This is a genomic window from Rhodanobacter sp. OR92, assembly GCF_000427545.1.
Taxonomy (GTDB): Bacteria; Pseudomonadota; Gammaproteobacteria; order Xanthomonadales; family Rhodanobacteraceae; genus Rhodanobacter; species Rhodanobacter denitrificans.
Genome location: NZ_ATYF01000006.1, coordinates 227,383 through 246,822 on the forward strand (window position 1 = coordinate 227,383; position 19,440 = coordinate 246,822).

Below are 19,440 nucleotides of genomic sequence, written 5' to 3' on the forward strand. Positions count from 1 at the left end.
TGTGCGCGATCGCTTATGCGCGCCTTAGCCAGCCGCCTTTTGCCCATCGCGGCGGCGCAGCAGCGTGTACAGCACCGGCATCAGCAGCAGCACCAGCGGCACCTGCACCAACAGGCCGGAAATGATCGCCACCGCCAGCGGCTGCTGCATCTGCGAGCCCCTGCCGAGCGCCAGCGCCAGCGGCAGCAAGGTGAGCATCGCGGCCAGCGTGGACATCAGGATCGGCCGCGTGCGGTGCCGGCCGGCTTCGTGCAGCGCCTCGTGCAGCGGCATGCCGGCGGCGGCCTGTTCGAGTTCGGAGAAGTAGAAGATCGCCACTTCGGTAACGATGCCGACGATCATCGTCATGCCCATCATCGCCGAGATGTTGAGCTCGATGCCGGTCAGCCACAGCCCGGCGAACACGGCCGGGATCGCCAGCAACGGCATCGCCAGGATCACCAGCGCGACGCGGAAACTCTCGTACAGGAACAGCAGCAGGGTGAACACCAGCGCGATCGCCGCGAGCATCACGATGGTGAGGCCGCGGAACGCCTGCTGCTGTTGCTGGTACAGGCCGCCGAGCTGGTAGTACATGCCCTTGGGCAGCAGGCCGGGCCGGGCCAGCACGCGCTTGACGTCGGCGATGGTGGCGCCGAGGCTGCGCCCGCTGATGCGCCCGGTCACCGCGACCATCCGCTTCAGGTTGTCGCGGGTGATCTGCGGCTGGCCCTGCACCTCTCGCAAGGTGGCTACCCGCGACAGCGGCAGCAGGTGGCCGTCGCCGGCGCGGATCGGCAAGGCGGCGACCTGTTCCAGCCGCTGATGCGTCGCGGCCGGCAGGCGCACGCGCACACCCACCCGCTTGCCGTCGGTGGGAAGCTGCGCGGCCACGGTGCCGTCGATCGCCGCGGCGACCTGGTCGGTAACGCCGGCCGGGTCGAGACCCTCCAGCGCGGCCCTGGCCGGATCGACCTGCACGGTCAGCGCATCGCCGGCCGGGTTGATGCCATTGCGCACGCCGACCACCCCGCCGATCCCGCCGACCGCCGCGGCGACCTTGCCAGCGGTGGCGGAGAGCTGCGCCGGGTCGTCGCTGTACAGCTGGATCTCGATCGGCTGCGGCACCGCCACCAGGTCGCCGATCAGGTCCTCCATCAGCTGCGACAGCTCGATGTCCAGCCCCGGCACATGCTTCTCGACCTCGCCGCGTACCTGCCCCATCACCGCCTCGGTATCCGGGCGCGAGCCGCTTTTCAGGCGCACGAAGAAGTCGCCCTGGTTCGCCTCGGTGAGGCCGCCGCCGAGCTGCAGCCCGGTGCGCCGCGAATAGGTGTCCACATAAGGGTTCGCGCGGATGATGGTCTCGACCTGGCGCAGCAGCCGGTCGGTTTCCTGCAGCGAGGTGCCGGGTTTCGACAGGTAGTCGAGGATGAAACCGCCCTCGTCCATCTGCGGCATGAAACCGGTGCCGACGCGGGTATACGCAAGCCCGCCGCCCAGCAGCAACGGCACGACCAGCAGCAGCACCAGCAACGGCCGCCGCAACCAGCGCTGCAGGATGCCCTGGTAACCCTGCATCATGCGCCGGGTGAAACGGCCCGGCGGATGCTCGGCGCGATGACGCTCGTCGAGGAAACGCTCGGCCAGCAGCGGCACCGCGATCCAGGTCAGCAGGTACGAAATGACCAGCGCGCTGGCCATGGTCAGCGACAGCGCCTTGAAGAACGCACCGGTGACCCCGGACAGGAACGCCAGCGGCAGGAAGATCACCACGGTGGCGGCGCTGGAGCCGGTCAGCGGGCGGGTGAACTCCCACGCCGCGGCGGCGATGCGTTCGTGCACTTCGCCTGCGCCTTCGTCGGGATGCAGCCGACGCATGATGTGTTCGAGCATCACGATTACGTCGTCGATGATCAAGCCGACCGCCGCAGCCATGCCGCCCAGCGTCATCATGTTGAAGCTCATGCCGAGCACCGACAGCAGCAGCACGGTGATCGCCAGCACCGCCGGCACCACGATCAGCGCGACCAGGATCACCCGCGTGTTGCGCAGGAACACGAACAGCACCAGCCCGGCCAGCACGATGCCGATCAGGATCGCGTCGCGCACGCTGGCCGCCGCGCCGGTCACCAGCTGGGTCTGGTCGTACCAGTTGGCGATGCGCACGCCGGCCGGCATCTGCGGCGCGTAGTCGGCCAGCCGCTGCTTCACTTCCCTGGCGATCTGCACGCTGTTGCCGTCGGGCTGCTGGTAGACCTGCAGCAGCACCGCATCCTGGCCGTCGGCGTTGACGCGGATCCACTGCGGCACGTGATCGAGGCTGACCGCGGCCACGTCGCCCAGCCGCACCGCGCCGCCGGGGCCGGCGCGCAGCACGATGCCGCGCAACGCGGCGAGCGTCTTCGGCTGGTTGTCGGCCAGCAGCAGGTACAACTTGTAGTGATCGGCGACGCGGCCCATCGCCTGGATCGTCGCCGCACGGCTGACCGCCGTGGCCACGTCGGCCAGGCTCAGCTGCAGCGCGCGCAGCTTGCCCGGATCGACGTCGGCGTGGAACTCGGCCACCTCGCCGCCCTGCACCTGGACCTGGGCCACGCCGCCGATGCCGCTCAGCAGCGGACGCAGCTGGTACTCGGCCAGGTCGTGCAACGCACTTGGCGACTGCGTGTGCGAGCGCAGGCTGTAGGCCAGTACCGGGAACGTGGTCGGGTCCATCCGCCGCGTGCTCAACTGGGTGCCGGCCGGCAGCTGCGGCAGGATCTGCCCGGCCGCCGCATTCACTTCCTGCAGCGCCGCAGCCATGTCCGCGCCCCAGTCGAACGTCACCGCCACCTCGGCGCTGCCGCGGCTGGTGGTGGAGCGCACGTCGCGCACGCCGCGCACGTGGCGGATCGCCTCCTCCACCGGCGTGGTCACCTCGATCGCCATCTGGTCGGCCGGGCGGTCGCCCGCATCCAGCGACACCTGCACGCGCGGAAACGCCACGTTGGGAAACAGCGCCACCGGCATCAGTAGCGCACTGGCGATGCCGCCGATCGCCAGCATCAGGGCGAGGAACAGCAGCGAACGCCGATGCCGCTGCATCCATGCGGTGACGCTCACCGGGCGGACTCCCGCACCGCATCGCCATCCGCCAGTTCGTAGGCGCCGAGCACGATCACCTTCGCCTGCGCATCGAGCGGACCCTGCACGCCGACGGGATCGCCCTCCGGGCTGCGCAGCGTCACGTCGACGCGTTTGGCGTGGCCGTGCTCGATCTGGAACAGATAATCAGCGTGCTCGTCGTGCAGCACCGCCGCACGCGGTACCGCCCACGCGCTGAAATCGGCGGTGCGGATCTGCGCCTCCAGTGCCGCACCGGCGACCAGCGCGGCGCCGGCTTCGGCCGGCAGTTCGACTTGCGCGCCGAGCAGATGGGTCTGCGGCTCGATCGACTGGCCGATCATGCGCAACGTGCCCACGAAAGCGGCCTGGTCGCCATACACGCTGCGCAACTGCACCGGCATGCCGGCATGCAGCCTCGCACCGTCTTCCGGCTGCACGCCGAGCTGTGCGACCAGCGCATGCGCCGGGGTGAAGCTCAGCAACGGCGCGTTCGCGGCGAAACGTTCACCCAATCCCACGCTGAGTGCGTTGACCACGCCATCGGCCGGCGCGCCGACGGTTTCCTGCGCGCTGCCGCCGCCGAGCGCGCGCTGCGCCGCCAGCGCGGCCTGTGCGTCGGCCAACGCCTTGCGCGCGGTCGCCAGTTGCGACTGCGTGGCCAGCCGTTGCGCCGCCAGCTGCTCGGTGCGCTGGAGTTCGCCGCTGGCCAGCTCCAGCGCACTCTGCGCCTGCTGGTACGCGCTGCGCGCGGCCGGATCGGGAGCGATCGTCAGCAGCGGCTGTCCGCGCCGCACGCTCTGCCCGGCCACCACATCCAGCGCCACGACCTGGCCGCCATGCGCGAGGCTGATCGCACGTGCGTGCTGCGGATCGCCCGCGGCGCTGCCCCACGCCTCGACGGTGTCGTGGAAGGTCCGCTGCACCGGCGTGGCGGTGGTCACCGCCACCTCGCCCTTCGCCGCGGCCGCTTCCTCGTCATCGGCGGCGCCGTGGCTGCACGCGGCCAGCAGCAGGCACAACAGCGGCAAGAGCAGCGATCGGTTCATGGCGTGGGCGCCTGCGTGGAAACGGGATGGGTGGCGATGTCGACATCGGTGTTGCCGAGCAGCGCTTCCAGCGCGATCGACTGGGTGGCCTGCTGCTGTTGCACGGCGAGCAGGTCGAGGTCGGCGGCCAGCGACCGGCTGCGGATCGCCAGCCAGGTCGGCCAGTCCAGCAGGCCTTGCCGCCACGCCGGTTCGGCCGCGCGGCGGGCGTCGGCCAGCTGCCTTGCGTGGGCGGTCAAGGCGTCGCGTTGCCGATCCAGCGTGGCGAGATCGGCGGCGAGCCGCTGCATGTCGCTGCGCGTGGTCAGCACGCGCGACGCGTAGTCGTCCTTCAACTGCTGCCGGGTCGCCCGCTCGATCGCGATGTTGCCGCGGTTGCGGTCGAACAGCGGCAGCGTGATGCCGACGCTGAAGCCGTGGGTGTAGACGGCGCTGGTGTCGCGCGCGCTGTTGAAGCCGATGTTCAACGCGGGAAACTGCGCCCGCACCGCGCCGCGCAGCTTGGCTTCCTGCGATTGATAGCCTGCCTGCAGCGCCAGCAGGTCCGGCCGACGACGCGGCAGGTCGGCCAGCGCCTGCTGCAACTGCGCCGCCGTGGGCGCGACCCGGTACGGCGCGCCGACCAGCTCCAGCGGTGCGGTCGGCGCCAGCCCGAGCAGCACGTGCAGGTCGCTGTCGGCCTGGTGCAGGGCGACCGCGTTGTCGGCCCGCTGCTTGCGCACGTCCGCGGCGGCATTGAGACCGGCGCTGGCGCTGTCGTAGGTGAGGTTGCCGGCGGCCAGCGCGGCATGAATGTAGGGCGTGACCTGCTCCAGCGCCGCCTGCTCGCTGGCCAGGCGGGCCTGTTGCGCGCGCAGGTTCAGCACCTGGTCGAACAGCAGCCGCGCCTGCGCCACGGTCTGCCACTCCGCCCACAGCAGCTCGAGGTTCACCTGCCCGGCCTGGCTGCGCGCCGCCGCCTGGCGCGACGAGCGCGTCAGCAAGGCGCCGATGTCTTCGCTGAGGCCGAGATTGAACGCCGTGGTCAGACCGCCGCCGGAGTGCTGCGGAAAATCCTCGCCGACGCTCAGCTGCGGATCGGGCAGCAGCCCGGCCGCAAAGGCCTGCGCGCGGGCCACGCCCAGTTCGTCGCGCTTGAGCTTCAGCGCCGGGCTGTTCGCCACCGCCAGCATCGCCGTCTCGGTCGCGTCCAGCCCATCGGCGGGATCGAAGCGATGCGTCGCCAGCGACGGCGGCATGTCGGCACTGGGTGCGACGAGTTGCGCCACGCCGGCCGCGCCCGCGCCCCGGCCCAGCGGCAACGGCGCGTAGCGGGCGCAGGCGGACACGATCAGCGTGACGGCGACGACGCAGGTCAGGCGCAGGCCGGATCTCGTCGCGGGGGAATGTCGCTGGTGGCCGGCATCATGCATGCGGCCATTCTGGAAGCTGCCGCTTAGTTCTTTCTTAACCGAACCTCGCCGGCTTTTGTTCCGAGCGTGACCAAAGAACATTGAGCTGGAGCGAAGAGCTTTCGTCCTCCTGCGGAGGGCGAGTTACTTTCTCTCGCTTGCCCGAGAGAAAGTAACCAAAGAGAGGGGCACCCCGCTTGCGCGCCTTGCGGGCATCCTGCCCGCAAGGTCCGCGGCCGGGTTCCGGGGTTTGTCGACAGCACATCCTGTGCTGACGCCAAACTGGCCGGCATCCATGCCGGCCACCCTGCGGGCTGATCCTCCACCCGCCCGCCGCTTCAGAGGGGACCCCGGTTAGAGCAACGCGCAATCCTGCGCGTACCTTTTAGAAGAGCCAGATCAAGAGCAACCGGCGGGCCGTGCCCGCCTACCGGAGCCTGCCAGCTTACGGTGACGGCCCCATCACGCGCAGCGCGAGGGTGGCGAAGGCGCCGTCGCGGGCCAGCGCGGTGATGCGGTAATCGCCGGCCTGCGGCAGGCTGATCGCGATCGCGGCATCGGCGTCGCTGCTGCCCTGCAGGCGACCGTTGAGCAGCCACTGCACGGTGGTTTGCGTACCCAGCGCGCGCAGCGTCACGCGCAGCGGGTGCTCGCTGTTCGGCGCCCGCCGCAGGGTGACGGCGTTGCCCAGGCCGGCGATGCGGATCGGCGTGGCGCGGTCGAGCGAGTCGGCCGCGCAGCCGGGCGCGAGCGGCGGCAGCGCGGAACGGGCGCGGTCGTCCACGCCCAGCCATGGCGTGGCCAGCGCGGGCCAGCGCGCCAGCTGGATGGTGTGCTCGTGGCTGGCGTGACAGGCACCGCTCAGACGCTGGCCTTTGGTATTCACGCGCAGGGTGAGCAGGCCGGACGACCACGCGCCGAGGTCGCGTTCGGCAAACGTGGGCGGCAGCGCGTCGTCGAGCACCCATGCGCTGCGGCGCTGGCGACACAGCGCGGGATCGGTGGCGGCGACCGCGCCGCCGAGCGGCCAGCAGATGTCGACCGACTTCACGCTGGCCGGTTGCGCCCGCGCGTGGCCGCCGCGCGAGGGCAGCATGTCGACGATCTGGAACAGCAGCGGCAACGCGGTCACCGCGCCGTACTGGCCGGGCGACGGCGTGCCGTCCGGACGGCCGATCCACACGCCGACGGTCCAGCGGTCGGTGACGCCGATCGACCAGGCGTCGCGGTAGCCGTAGCTGGTGCCGGTCTTCCACGCCACCGTGGCATGCCGGTTGATCGCGCCGGCGAGCGGGCCGCCCTCGACGTCGGCCGGGTTGCTGGCGAGGATGTCGCGGATGATCCACGCCGCGCCGGGCGACAGCAGCCGGCGCGCTCGCGCCGGTTGTTCCGTGGTGTAGCGCGGCGTGCCGGCGAGGCCGCCGTTGGCGAACGCGGTGTAGGCGCCGACCAGGTTCTCCAATCGGGTGGACGCGCCGCCGAGGATGATCGACAGGTTCGGTTGCGCCCCCGCGGGCAGGCCCAGGTCGACGCCGCCGTTGGCCAGCCGCGCCACGAAGCGGTTCGGCCCGACCCTATCCAGCACATCCACCGCCGGCACGTTGAGCGAGCGCTGCAGCGCCTCGGCGGCGCTGACCGGGCCGGAAAACGCCTCGTCGAAATTGCCTGGCTTGTAGCCGCCGAAATCCTGCGGCGCGTCGACCAGCAGGCTCTGCGAGTGGATCAGGCCGTCGTCCAGCGCCAGGCCGTACAGGAACGGCTTCAGCGTCGAGCCGGGCGAGCGCGGCGCGTTCACCATGTCGATGTAGCCGTGCCGCTGCGGATCGGCGAAGTCGCTGGTGCCGACGTAGATGCGCGCCTCCAGCGTCGCGTTGTCGACCACCAGCAGCGCCGCCGACGTGTGTGCCGGCAAGCGCGACAGGTACGCGCTGACCCGGTCCTCGGCAGCGCGCTGCAGGTTCGCGTCGATGGTGCTGGCGATGCGTCGCGCCTGCGGCTGCTGCCGGTGCAGGCGTTCGGCCAGCAGGGCCGCGGACAGCGGCGCGCGCAGCGAGCGCGCCACCACCGGCTCGATCGCCGCGTCGCGCACCGCCGCCGCGCTCCACACGCCGAGGTCGCGCATGCGCTTGAGCACCTTGTCGCGCGCGGCGCGCGCCGCCTCGGGACGGCGATCCGGCCGCAGCCGGCTGGGCGATTGCGGCAATACCGCGAGCAGCGCCGCCTCGGCGCGCGACAGCCGGCCGGCCGGCTTGCCCAGGTACGCCCACGAGGCCGCCTCGACACCTTCGATCGGGCCGCCGAACGGCGCGTGGTTGAGATACAGGTCGAGGATCTGCGCCTTGCTCAGGTGCGCTTCCAGCTGCAGCGCGCGCAGGATCTGCACCAGCTTGCCGCGGAAGCTGTGCGGAATCGGTTCGATGATCCGCGCCACCTGCATGGTCAGCGTGGAACCACCCGAGACGATGCGGCCGTGGCGCAGGCCGCCGGCGAGACCACGCAGCAATGCGTAGGGATTGACGCCGCGGTGGCGGTAGAACCTGCGGTCCTCGTAGGTCAGCAGCGCCTGCAGGTACAGCGGCGAGACCTGCTTCGCCGTGGTCGGGTAGCGCCACACGCCGTCGCTGTCGGCAAACGCGCGCAACGGCGTGCCGTCACGCGCCAGCACCACCGTGCTGCCGCTGTCGGGTGCGGGCAAGTGCAACGGGAACAGGCGGTCGAGGAGCACGGCAACGAGCAGCACGGCTATCATCGCGACGCCGCAGCCGCCTACGAACTGTCGCGTGCGTCTATGCTTTTCCGTCTTCACGTCTCGCACCGGGCTGCGGCATGTTGTTTCAATCAGCATCCACCCGGTTCGATGAGTGCATGACTGACCAGCAGCGCTTCCGGACGCTCAGCGGCGACGAACGAAGCTGAATACGTCGGGTAATCGCATTCAACAGAAATCCGGTAGTTCGCAGCAATGACCACCGCCTTGCCGCTGATGGAGAGAATGGTCCTCTTCTTCAGATCGCGTAGCGTCTTGGGTGAAATAATCGCCTTCACAAAATCCGTGTCATTCCGGAAGCGGATTTCATGTACGTGCCCTCTTTGCTTCCAGTAGGGAAGATGGTTGGCCGTTTCTTCATCCGGAATGAAATAGAGCTCCAGGAGTCCGTACTCGGTATCAGCCTCGGGATTATTCGACAAGTATCCGTAATGGTAGGTACCAGACACCACGAATCGACCCTGGAACAGCCCGACCCCATATTCGCCTAGGGACACAAACCGCACTGGACTGCCGTGTGGGATGGCGTAATCGAGACCATCCGCCACATGCACTGCCTTGGAATCCGCAGCCAAGGCGGAAAACGAAGCGAACACAGCCACCATGGCAATGACCGTAGCCATCCACCGGTTCAACCCGAGGGATCGAGCCTGACTCACGGCTCCACCACCGTCAGCTTCGCCGGCTCGGCCTTGCCGATGCCGCGCACGGCCGGGCGGTACATGTCCTCCACCAGCGGCGGCGGCACGCTGTACGTGCCCGGCGTCACCGCGCGCACCAGGTAGAACACGCGGGCCTGGTCGCCGCGGCTGAGGTTGAGGGCGGCGGCGTAGCGGTCGTCGCGGTATTCCTCGTGCACGATCTGCGCGGCGGCGTGCTGGTCCAGCTCGATGCCGTCGATCACCACGCCGGACCACGACTGCGCGCCACCGAGGTTGAGGTTCTCCACCTCCAGCCCGCCCGGCAGCAGATCGGTGACCAGGGCGTCGGGGACGTTCATGCGCGCCTCGATGCTCAGTTCGACGATCAGCGTGTCGCCTTCCTTCAACTGGCTGCCGCTCCACGGCTTGCCGTCGGTGGTGAACCAGCTGCGCCGCACGTCGATCTGCCTGGCGTCGGCCGGCGGTGCCTGCTGCGGGATGCCAGCGACGTCGAGCGTGGCGAAGATCGCCGCGTCGCTGGTCGGCTGCACGCTGACGCCGGCGCTGAGCTCGGCCACGCTGAGCGCGCGGCTCCAAACGCGCTGGTCCGGTGCCGGTTCGGTCTTGCCGTTCACCGTGAGCGTGGCGGCCAGCGGGGCATTGCTTTTCGCATCGAATGCCGCCGCCACGCGGGCGATCGCTGCCTGTTCCTGCGTGCTCAGGTACGACCACGACCAGCGGTAATCCTTGTCCTGCTGCTGGCGCACCCGAACGTTCGCGCTGGCGTTGCGCGCCCAGTCGACCAGCTTGGTGTCGTAGGCGGGCTTGCTCATGCCGTAGGTGTGGGTGAGCGCGACCATCAGCGCCAGGTCGCGCAGGTCCGAGCCGTAGTCGCCGACGTACCACGGGCGCTCCTTGCTCCACGCGAACGCCTCGTCGACGGCCTTCTGCGCGCGCTCGGTGTCGCCCATCAGCTTCAGCGCGATGCCCAGATGCACCAGCGGCAGCGGCGCGACCAGCTTCTGCCGTTCGTTGTCGAAGATCGCGCGCAGCGTGCCCAGCGGCGCACGGTTGACGCGCGCCAGCACGAAGCCGGAGTACGCCTCGTCGGCGATGCGCAGGTGGTCGTGCTGTTCGTACTCGTAGTACGGATGGCCGCCGGCGAGCAGGTCGTCGTTGAGCCGCTGCAGCGATTTCTGCAGCACGTCCTGCGGCACCGCGAAGCCGGCGTCGCGTGCATCCAGCATGAAGTCGACCACGTACGGCGTGGTGAAGGTGACGATTGGGCTGCTGCCGCCCCAGAAGCTGAAGTGGCCGTTGCTGGCCTGGAACGAGGCGATCCGCGACAGCGCGCCGTCCACCGCGGCCTTGCGCACGGCGTCGCTCATCACTTGCGCGCCCAATGCCTTGGCCGTCTGGCCGTCCAGGATCAGCGCGGCGTAGCCCTTGCTGGTGGTCTGCTCGATGCAGCCGTACGGGTAGCGCAGCATGTCGCGCAGCGCGGCCGCATACGGCAGCGGCGGCAAGGTGCTCAGGGTGAGCCGCGCGTTCACCGTGGCCGGCAGCAGGCCGGCGACCGCGGCGGCGCCGAAGCGTTCGGGCTTGCCGGCTTCCAGCGCCATGGGCGCGGTGCTCACCGTTTCCGGCCAGGCCGGGCGCACCGCGAATTCGAAGTGGCGGTCGACCTGGTAATCGTTGAGTTCGGCGTGGATGTCGACCGCCGCCACCGCGGCGCCCGCCTGCGCCGTCACCGGCATGTGCACGGTGGTGCCGGCGCCGTCCTTCAGCGGCACGCTCTGCACGGCCTTGTCCACCGTGATCGGGCCGCCGCCCTTGACGCTGACCTTGGCCGTGCCGTCCTTGCCGGACAGGTTCTTCAGGTCGAGGCTGATCATCGCCTTGTCGCCGGCCGCCATCACCCGCGGCGTGCTCGGCTCCACCACCAGCGGCGCACGCACGGTGACCGCGCCGTCGGCGTTGCCGTAGCGGCTGTCGGTGTACGCCAGCGCAGCCAGGCGCAGGCTGCCGTTGAAGTCGGGTACGTCGACGTGCAGCGTGGCCTTGCCCTGCGCGTCGAACGCCACCGGGCCGGCGAACAGGTCGACGATCTGCACCTTCGGGTTGAGCCGGGTGGCCTTCGGCAACGCCGCGCCGCTCATGTCGCCGCCGTAGCGCAGCTTCGCCTCGACGCCGTCCATCGCCTCGATGAGGCGGCTATACAGGTCGTACGCGTCGACGCTCAATGCACGTTTGGCGAACAGCCACGCCCACGCGTCGGGCACCGGGTAATTGGTGATGTTGAGCACGCCCTGGTCGACCGCGGACAGCGTGACGAAAGCCTGCTGCCCGGCCAGGCCGGTGGCCTGCACGCCGACCTCGAGCGGGTTGCCCGGGCGCATCAGCGCGGGCGCGTCGAGCTTCAGCGGGACGCGCCGGTCGTTGCGGTCCATCGCCACGTACTCGACGCCCATCGCGCGCGCCGGCGTGGTGTGCTCGGCCGCCTCGCCGCCGCGGAACACCAGGGCGGTCACGTAGACGTCGTGGCGCTCCCACTCCTTGGTCACCGGGATCTCGAAGGTGGCACCGGCTTTCGCGTCGATGTTCTTCGTGTAGAGCAGGTGGTCCGATTCCACCAGCAGCACGCCGGGCCCGTCGTGCGGCGGCGTCACCGTGACCTTCATGCGGTCGCCGGCGCGGTAGCGCGCCTTGTCCAGCTGCAGCTTGACCTTGTCCGGGCGTGCCTCCTTGCCCAGGTTCTCGTCGTCCCAGCTGTAGCCGGCGAAGAACGGGAACACCGTGGTGAGCTTCGTGGCCGGGTCGTACACCTCGACGCGGTAGCTGCCCCATTGCACCGGGAATTCGACGTGGGCCGATTTGCCGGCGGCCACGTCGATGTCCTTTTCCTCGATCAGCTGCAAGCGCTGGTTCGCATTCGACTGCCAACCGCCGCTGCGCTCATACAGCCAGTAGAAATCGCGCAGCTCGCGCTGCAGGCGCACCTTCAGGTGCGCGCCGGCGACCAGTTGGCCATCCGCGTTCGCGCGCACGATCTCGAAGCCTACCGGGCTTTCACTCTCGGCGCCCTGCTTCGGATCGAACAGCGGGCGCACGCCGACCAGCGCGTCGGCCGGCCAGTAGGTGCGCTTGAGCAGCCGCGTCACCGCGCGGCCGCCGCTCTCGTACACGCTGCCGGACAGGGTCACCGCCAGCGGCGCGACCGGTTTCACGTCGTCGGGCAGCGCCACGTCCTGCTCCAGCACGCCTTGCGCGTCGAGCTTGGCGTCGACCACGTCGTCGGCGCTCTTCGGCAGCTCGACCAGCGGGTTGCCGAAGAAGGTGTCCTTCATCGCCGCCACCGGATGCACGTCCGGCGCCACCAGCAGTTTCGCGGTGAAACGGTTGCCGTCGGCCGGCGCGCCGTACAGGTAGCTGGAGGCGACCTTCAGCTTCAGCGGCTCGCCCGGCGCCAGCCGCTGCTGCGGGCTGGACAGATCCACCTTGAGCCGCTCGGGCAGGAACTCCTCGACGTGGAACGGGAACGCCTGCACGGTCTCCTTGGCCGAAGGATCGAGGCGAAATTCCAGTTGCCACAAACCGGTCGGCGCGTCGGCCGGGATCGCCTGGCTCAGCTCGAAGTAGTTGAGCTGCTGCGGCTCCAGCCGCTTTTCCACCAGGGTACGGCCGTCCGGCTGCTTCACCCGCACGAACAGCGACTGCGCCTTCATCGGCTTGCCGTCGTCGTCGCGCAGCAGCGCCGAGGCGCGCAGCGTCTCGCCGGGACGGTACAGGTCGCGGCCGGACCAGGCGTAGACCTCGAACGGCGCCTGCCTGCGGCCGCTGATGTCGAAGTTGGACACGTCCAGCGCCGGCCGGTTGAACGGCAGCACCGAGACGTCCTTGCCGTGGCGCGCCACCAGCACGTCGGAGGCCTTGACCTTGTACGCGAGCAACGCGTTGCCGTCGGCGCCGGTGGTGGCCTTGAGCTTGCTGCGCCCGGCCGCATCGCGGATCTCGATGTCCACCGCATTCACCGGCGTGCCGTCGCGCAGCGAGGCCACGTGCAGCAGCACGTTGTCGCGGTACACGCGCAGGTGCAGGCCGAGGTCGCTGACGAAGAAGGTGGCAGTGTCGTAGCCGTCCTTGAACGTGCCGCCGGCCTTGACCACCGCCATGTACACGCCAGGCGTAGCCAGTTCCTTGATGTTCTGCACCGGCAGGTAGGTCACGGTGCGCTCGTTCGGCTCGCCGCCCAGCGTGTAGTGGTTGGCGTAGACCGAGTCGGCCAGCTGGGTGATCGGCACCCGGCTGCGCCGCTCGTCGCCCTCGCCGCAGCTGTTGTAGTAGGCCACGTCGTGGTCGAGTTCATAGCTGTCGCGATGGCCGTTGCGCGGGTAGCTGCAGAACAGGTCCGACAGCGCGTCGTCGCGCACGCGGAAGAACTCCACGTCGGCGTCGTGCACGTTCATCGACACCAGCGGCAGGCCGCGGGTGCCGCGCGCCGGCAGCACGCTGCCGTGCGAGGCGAAGCCGACCGCTGCCGGCAGGTTGCCGGAGTACACGTCGTGCTTCACCTCGTGGCCGAGGGTGCGGCCGTCGGCAGCAAGCAGGCCGGCCTTCAGCTGCACCGCATAGCGCGTATTCGCCTGCACGAACGGGAAGCTCAGCGTCTTGCCGTCGTTGTCGAGGCTCCAGCTGCCGCTGACCGCTTCGCCGTTCGGGCCGGTCACCGCGATCAGCGTGTCGAACGCCTGCGCCGAGGCCAGCGTGGCGTTGAAGCGCAAGGTCAGCGCGGTGCGCGAATCGCTGGCCTGCGAACTGGCCGAGACCAGCGCGAACTCCGTTCTTGCCGGCGCCGGCGCGGAAGCGCTGCCGGCCGGCGCGCCCTGCAGGACCGGCTTGCCGTGGTCGGGTCCGCGATGGCAGGCCGCCAGCAGCAGGCCCAGCAGCAAGCTGATCAGGACGCGGGACAAGACCCGGCGCGAAAGGCACTCGTACGATCGACGCGACATGAAACCTTCCCCCTGTAGGTTTGCATGGGAGTATCGCCGCAATTCATGGCGCCTTGAAGGCGTGGATCGGGCGCGCGTCTTGCGGCGGGGCGGCGTTCAACGCGGCGTCGACACGTCCTGCCGGCCCAGCCAGTCGCCCAGCTGCATCAGCACCTGGCCGCGCCCTGGCTCGGCCTCGTTGAACAGCTCGTGATACAGCGTGGAGAAGAAGCGGGTGGTCAGCCGCCCGCTGGAGGCGGCCTTGCGCGCGAACGCGCGGCTGCCGGCGGGATCGACCAGGCCGTCGCTGTCGGCCACCAGCAGCAGGGTCGGCAGCGCAAGCGTGGCGGCGTCGGCGATGCAGCGGGCGCCGTCGCGGAAGATGAAGTCGGCCAGCCGCGGCGTGATCCAGCCGTGCCGCAGCGGGTCGCGACGATAGTCGGCGACCACCTGGCGGTCGTGCGAGAGCTGGTCGAAATCCAGCCCGCTGCGCAGCGGCAAGCTCGGCGCGAGGCGGGCGAGCAGGCGCGCCAGCGCGATCATCCGCGGCGATTCCCAACTGCGCAGCGCCGGCGAGGACAGCACCAGCGCCGGCGGTGCGACGCGGCCGTCCAGCACCGCGCGCAGGGCAACCAGCCCACCCATGCTGTGGCCGAGCAGCAGCGGCGGATACGGCAGGCCGTTGGCGTAGTCGTGGTAGACGGTGGCGAGGTCTTCCAGCAGGTCGTCGCCGTGGCGCAGGCCGCCGCGCCGGCCCGGGGTCTGGCCGTGGCCGCGCTGGTCGTAGCCGCGCACGGCGTAGCCGCGCTGGTTGAACCACTGCGCCAGGCGCTCGTAGCGGCCGCCGTGCTCGCCCAGCCCGTGCACCAGCAGCACCGCGCCGCGCGACCGGGCCAGCGGCCAGTCGCGCAGGAACAGCGGCTGGCCGTCGGCCATGGCGAGCCAGGACGTGTGTTCGGTGCCGTCCGCAGGACGGTTCTGCAGTGCCGCGCGCATGGGTGGTTCCGCGTCCGTTTTGGTGGCCCGGCGCCGCCGCATGCGCCGGGCCGGGACTGGCATCAATGTTCCGTGACCCGCATGTCCTTCGTCAGCAGGTCGAGCTTGCCTTTCATGTCGGCTTGGGGCTGGGTGCCCGCGGTGCCGTAGAAGGCGGTGTACAGCACCGTGGACGGCGGCCCGGCCGGGGCGACCACGGCGTTGATCATCATCAGGTCGTTCTCGTAGCGCGCCACGGCATTGTAGGGATACTGCCGCTCCGACAGCTTGCGCCAGCGGCTGCTCAGGTCGTCGTCCAGCCCGGGCGGCGGCGCGACGTAGCGCTGGACATTGACGTTGTTGTGGTCGTCGGAGGCCGAGTCCTTCCAGATGTCCACGTCGCCGACGTCCCACACCGGCTTGCCGCCGTCCAGGAAGAAGCGGAAACCGAGCCACAGCAGGTTGTCCGGCTTGACCGGCTGCAGCGAGGACGGGTAAGAGAACGCCACCCGTTGCGAGGCATAGCTGAAACGACGGTCATAGTCGAAGCCGATGCGGATGTTCCTGAGCGCGGCCGGCTGCAGTGCCGGGTTGCCGAGGAAGTCCTTCCACTGCGCCAGGGTGCCCTGGTAGGTGACGTGGACAAAGCTGCTGATCTCGTCCAGGTCGAGCATCGTGTCGTGCTCGTGGGAGGGCGGCGTGAAGCGCACCAGCATCACGCTGCCGTCCGGCACCGGCAGCGAATACGTCACCACGAAGGCGTTTGCGTAGGGCAGCGGCCACACGCCGATGCGCCAGGATCGCTGCCAGCGGTCGACGTGGGTCGATTCGCGGACAGGCTTGCCCAGCGAGGTGATCTTCACCTTTTCGCCGGCGACCGCGCGCTGGAACATGCCGGTGCGCGCCAGCAGGTCCATGCGCGACTTCGCGTCGCCGTAGAACGTCGCCGCGGCCATCCCGTCGGGCCGGCGCAGACGGACCAGCCCGTTGCGGGCAACCCCGCCGGTCGCCACGTAGCCGTTGCCGTCCAGCGCGAAATACTGCGTCTGCTCGCCGACACGCCGCCATTCGCCGTCGCTGCCACGCACGATCAGGGTGGGAAAGCCGTTCAGTTGCGTCTGCTGGTGCAGCAGGCGTGCCGAGCCCGCGCCGTTCGGGAACAGGTTGGCGGACTCCTTGGCCAGCAGCGCCTTCAGCTGCGCGTCGCTGTTGGCGTCCATGCGCGACTGGAATTCGCGGTAGAAATCGCCCAGGCCGGCGGGCAGCGCGAACTGCGCCTTGAGCTGGCCGTTCTGGATCGTGTCGAACAGGTCGAGCTGGTAGGCGAGGCGCGACTCCATGACGGCCCGGCCGGCCGGTGCGTCCAGCACCTCGTGGATCGGCAGCGCGTAGTTGAGGTTCTCGTTGGCCGACTTCATCAGCACCACGCCGATCAGCTTGCCGTCCTTGTCCAGCAGCGGGCCGCCGCTGTTGCCGGGCGAGGCGGCGGCGGAGAAGCGCATCCACTTCCAGGCACCGTTCTCCTGTTCCGGCGTGTCGGAGGTGTACAGGCCATCGCGGATCACCACACCGGTGCCCAGCGCGTTGCCCACCGCGTAGACCACCTGGTTGAGCGCCGGGCTGGTCTCGATCGCCAGCGCCGCGTCGCCTGCCGGCGGCTGCGCCAGCGTGAACACCACGAAATCCTTGCCCAGCGAGAACTTCTCGATCTTGCCGATCGGGTACACCCGGCCGGCGGCGTCGCGCAGTTCGGGCGGCCCCCACAGGCTGTCCGCGCCGGCCAGCAGCACGTGGCCGGCGGTGACGTAGCGGTTGTGGCCGATCGCGAACGCGGTACCGATCGAATAGTACTTGTCGGTACGCTCCTGGTAGGGCAGCTGCTCCAGCGGCAGCGGCCGCTCGTAGCTCAGCGGGTCGCCGGCCGGCTTGGCCTGCACCACCTCGAAGGTGGCCGCCTGGATCTTCGGCAGCATCGCCGGATCGAGGCTGGCCGCGCGTGCCGCCGACATTCCCGCCAACCCCAGGCCGGCCAGCAGCAGCATGCCGCAGCGGCGGATGGCCCCTTCGCACCATGTACGCATGTGTTCAATCCCTTGCATCGGGCGCCCCCCGCGGACTCCCCTCGGCATCCTCGCGGGCAGCGGCCGACCTGCATCTTGGCATGGCCGCGCGCCGCTTGCATGGCGGGCGCGGGCCACGGCGCGGGCGGTGCGATGCGCCGCCGCGCCGGGCACCGGCGCGGCGGGATACGGTTTACAGCTCGGCGCGGAACTCCACGCCGATGATGCGCGGGTCGTTGACGAAGGCGGTGCGGTTGTTGAAGTCGATCGCGCCGGTGATCGCCCGCTTGTCGGTGATGTTGCGGCCGTACAGGGCGACCTCGCGGCGACCGTAGTCCCAGTTGTAGCCGAGCCGCACGCCGCCCTCGAGCAGCGGCTTGCCCCTGAACTCGGCCGAGTCGTACAGGAAGAAGTTCACTTCGCTGCGGTAGTTCCAGTCGGTGTAGACGAAGAACTCGCCGCTCTCGCCGTAGGGGATGCCGTAGCGCGCGGTGAGCGTGCCGATCCACTTCGGCGCGTTCGGCAGGGTGTTGCCGTCGACCAGCGCATTGCCGGCGGCGTTGAGCGGGTCGAGCACGGTGCAGCCGGAGCCGCACACGGCCACCGCCAGGCCCGGGTCCTGCAGCTGGGTGAAGTTGTAGCTGCCGCCGGCGGTGAGCACGAAGTTCGGCGTGAGGTAGGCCTCCAGGTCGAACTCGGCGCCGTAGCCTTCGGTCTTCTTCGCGTTGATCAGGCGGGTGACGTTGATGTCGCCGCCCACTGCGGTGAGCTGCTGGTTGTGCATGTTGTAGCCGTACACGTCAGCGTTGAAGCGCACGTGGTTGTCCATGCCAGTGGTCTTCACGCCCAGCTCGTAGCTGGTGATCGTCTCGGGCTTGGCTTGCGAGATGAAGTCGGCGAACAGCACGCGGCCCTGCACGCTGGGCGCGCGGAAGCCGTTGGCGACGCGCGCGTACACGTTGACGTTCGGGTTCAGCGTCCAGGTGCCGGTGAGGTCGCCGCTCCAGCGCGCGTCGTGCGGCTGCGCGGTCAATTGCAGCGGGCCGCCGCCGATCGGCGAGAGCACGCGGTCCACCTTGAAGTCGCGCGAGTCGTGCGACCAGCGCGCGCCGGCGCGCAGCTCGAAGTCGTCGGCGAGCTGGTAGTTGGCCGAGCCGAACAGCGCCCACGCCTTGGTGCGCTGGGTCTGCATGGCATAGCCGTCCAGCGCGTGGTCGTTGAAGGTCGCGTAGTCGAAGTTGCTGATCGCGATGTCTTCGTCGAACCAGTAGGCGCCGACCTGCCAGTTGAGCTTGTCCCGGCCATTGCTGGCGAGGCGGAATTCCTGGGTGATCTGGCGGTCGTGCGGCAGCGCGTCGGCGGTCTCGACCGGGAACGGGATGAAGCCCGGGCCCATCGGCGGGTGGAACACTGCGCCGTAGCCGCCGTCGACGTCGCCGAGGCTGTAGGTGGTGGCGCGTTCCAGCCCGGTGATCGAGGTGAAGGTCAGGTCGCCCAGGTTCCATGCCAGATGCAGGTTGCTGCCCCAGCTGAACAGGTGCTGCTTGTTGCGGCCGTCCTGCGCCACCTTGTCGCGGTCGAAGCCGGGCACGAAGCTGGGGCTGCCCAGCTCGATCGCATTGGCGCGGTTGACCATCGCGCTGCCGTCCAGCCAGCGCGCGTGGCCGTTGATCAGCGCGCTGAAGCCGCCGTCCTCGTACAGCGCCTGCAAGCGCACGGCGCGGTCGTCGTAGCCGCCCAGCGCGTCCTTCTGGCCGGTGTAGGTGTTGTCGATCCAGTCGTCGCGGTGCTGCGCCAGCGCGGAGACGCGGCCGGACCAGTGCCCGCCCAGCGAACCGCCCAGCGCGGCCTCGGCATTCGCGGTGCCGAGCGAGCCATAGGAGACGCGCGCGTAACCGCTGGTTTCCTGGCTCGGGCGCACCGACTCGAACTTGATCACGCCGGCCGGCGAGTTGCGCCCGAACAGCGTGCCCTGCGGGCCGCGCAGCACTTCGACCTGGGCCAGGTCGAACAGCGGGAAGCCCTTCAGGATCGGGTTCTCCTGCACGATGTCGTCGTACACCATCGACACCGGCTGCGAGGCGTTGAGGTCGAAGTCGCTGTTGCCCAGGCCGCGGATATAGAAGCGCGGGAACTCGCGGCCGTAGGAGGTCTCGGCGTATACGCTGGGCGCGCGCGAGGCGAGCTGCAGCACGGTGTCGCCGGACTGGCCGAACGCCGCCAGCTTGTCCGGCGTCAGCACGGTCAGCGCCATCGGCACCTTCTGCATGTTCTCCACCCGCTTGGAGGCGGTGACGTTCACCGTCTGCAGTTCGGTGGTCTTGGCCGGCTGCGGCTTGGCCGGCGCGGCCTGCTGCGCCATGGCGGCGCCCAGCGGCAGCGCGGCGGCGATGCTGGCGGCGAGTACGGCGAGACGCAACGAAGTGGCGACGTGCATGGTCGGTCCTTGAATGGCGGAGGGAGGACGCCGCGGCCGGTCCACGCC

Annotated in this window: 9 protein-coding genes; all 9 read right to left on the minus strand. The window is 69.7% G+C overall.

The annotated features are described in order from the left end of the window. Positions 1 to 24: 24 nt before the first annotated feature. The gene (locus RHOOR92_RS0104095; RefSeq protein ID WP_027489667.1) at positions 25 to 3,084 is read right to left on the minus strand and encodes an efflux RND transporter permease subunit; all 3,060 of its coding nucleotides are present in this window, start codon (positions 3,082 to 3,084) and stop codon (positions 25 to 27) included. Further along, positions 3,081 to 4,133: an efflux RND transporter periplasmic adaptor subunit gene (locus RHOOR92_RS0104100; protein WP_027489668.1), complete on the minus strand. Its 1,053-nt coding sequence runs from the start codon at positions 4,131 to 4,133 to the stop codon at positions 3,081 to 3,083. Before RHOOR92_RS0104100 ends, RHOOR92_RS0104095 begins: the two co-directional genes overlap by 4 nt. Next, on the minus strand, positions 4,130 to 5,545 hold the full coding sequence (locus tag RHOOR92_RS0104105) for a TolC family protein (protein ID WP_027489669.1): 1,416 nt from the start codon (positions 5,543 to 5,545) through the stop codon (positions 4,130 to 4,132). The genes RHOOR92_RS0104100 and RHOOR92_RS0104105 overlap by 4 nt, the downstream gene beginning before the upstream one ends. 424 nt (positions 5,546 to 5,969) lie before the next feature. Next, a complete protein-coding gene (gene pbpC, locus RHOOR92_RS0104110) occupies positions 5,970 to 8,273 on the minus strand; it encodes a penicillin-binding protein 1C (RefSeq protein WP_081491624.1) in 2,304 nt (767 codons plus the stop codon). Positions 8,274 to 8,362: 89 nt separating this feature from the next. Continuing rightward, complete coding sequence (locus RHOOR92_RS0104115) at positions 8,363 to 8,914, minus strand: hypothetical protein (protein WP_007508783.1); 552 nt, start codon at positions 8,912 to 8,914, stop codon at positions 8,363 to 8,365. 32 nt (positions 8,915 to 8,946) lie between these two features. Next, on the minus strand, positions 8,947 to 13,941 hold the full coding sequence (locus RHOOR92_RS0104120; protein WP_007508781.1) for an alpha-2-macroglobulin: 4,995 nt from the start codon (positions 13,939 to 13,941) through the stop codon (positions 8,947 to 8,949). Between the two features lie 96 nt (positions 13,942 to 14,037). After that, entirely contained in the window at positions 14,038 to 14,916 is an 879-nt protein-coding gene (locus RHOOR92_RS0104125; RefSeq protein WP_007508779.1) for an alpha/beta hydrolase, read from the minus strand. A 62-nt stretch (positions 14,917 to 14,978) separates the two neighbouring features. Continuing rightward, complete coding sequence (locus RHOOR92_RS0104130) at positions 14,979 to 16,976, minus strand: serine protease (protein ID WP_007508776.1); 1,998 nt, start codon at positions 16,974 to 16,976, stop codon at positions 14,979 to 14,981. A 172-nt stretch (positions 16,977 to 17,148) separates the two neighbouring features. After that, positions 17,149 to 19,392 carry a TonB-dependent receptor gene (locus tag RHOOR92_RS0104135; protein ID WP_007508772.1) on the minus strand — a complete coding sequence of 748 codons (2,244 nt, stop codon included), beginning with the start codon at positions 19,390 to 19,392 and terminating at the stop codon, positions 17,149 to 17,151. Between the last annotated feature and the right edge of the window lie 48 nt (positions 19,393 to 19,440).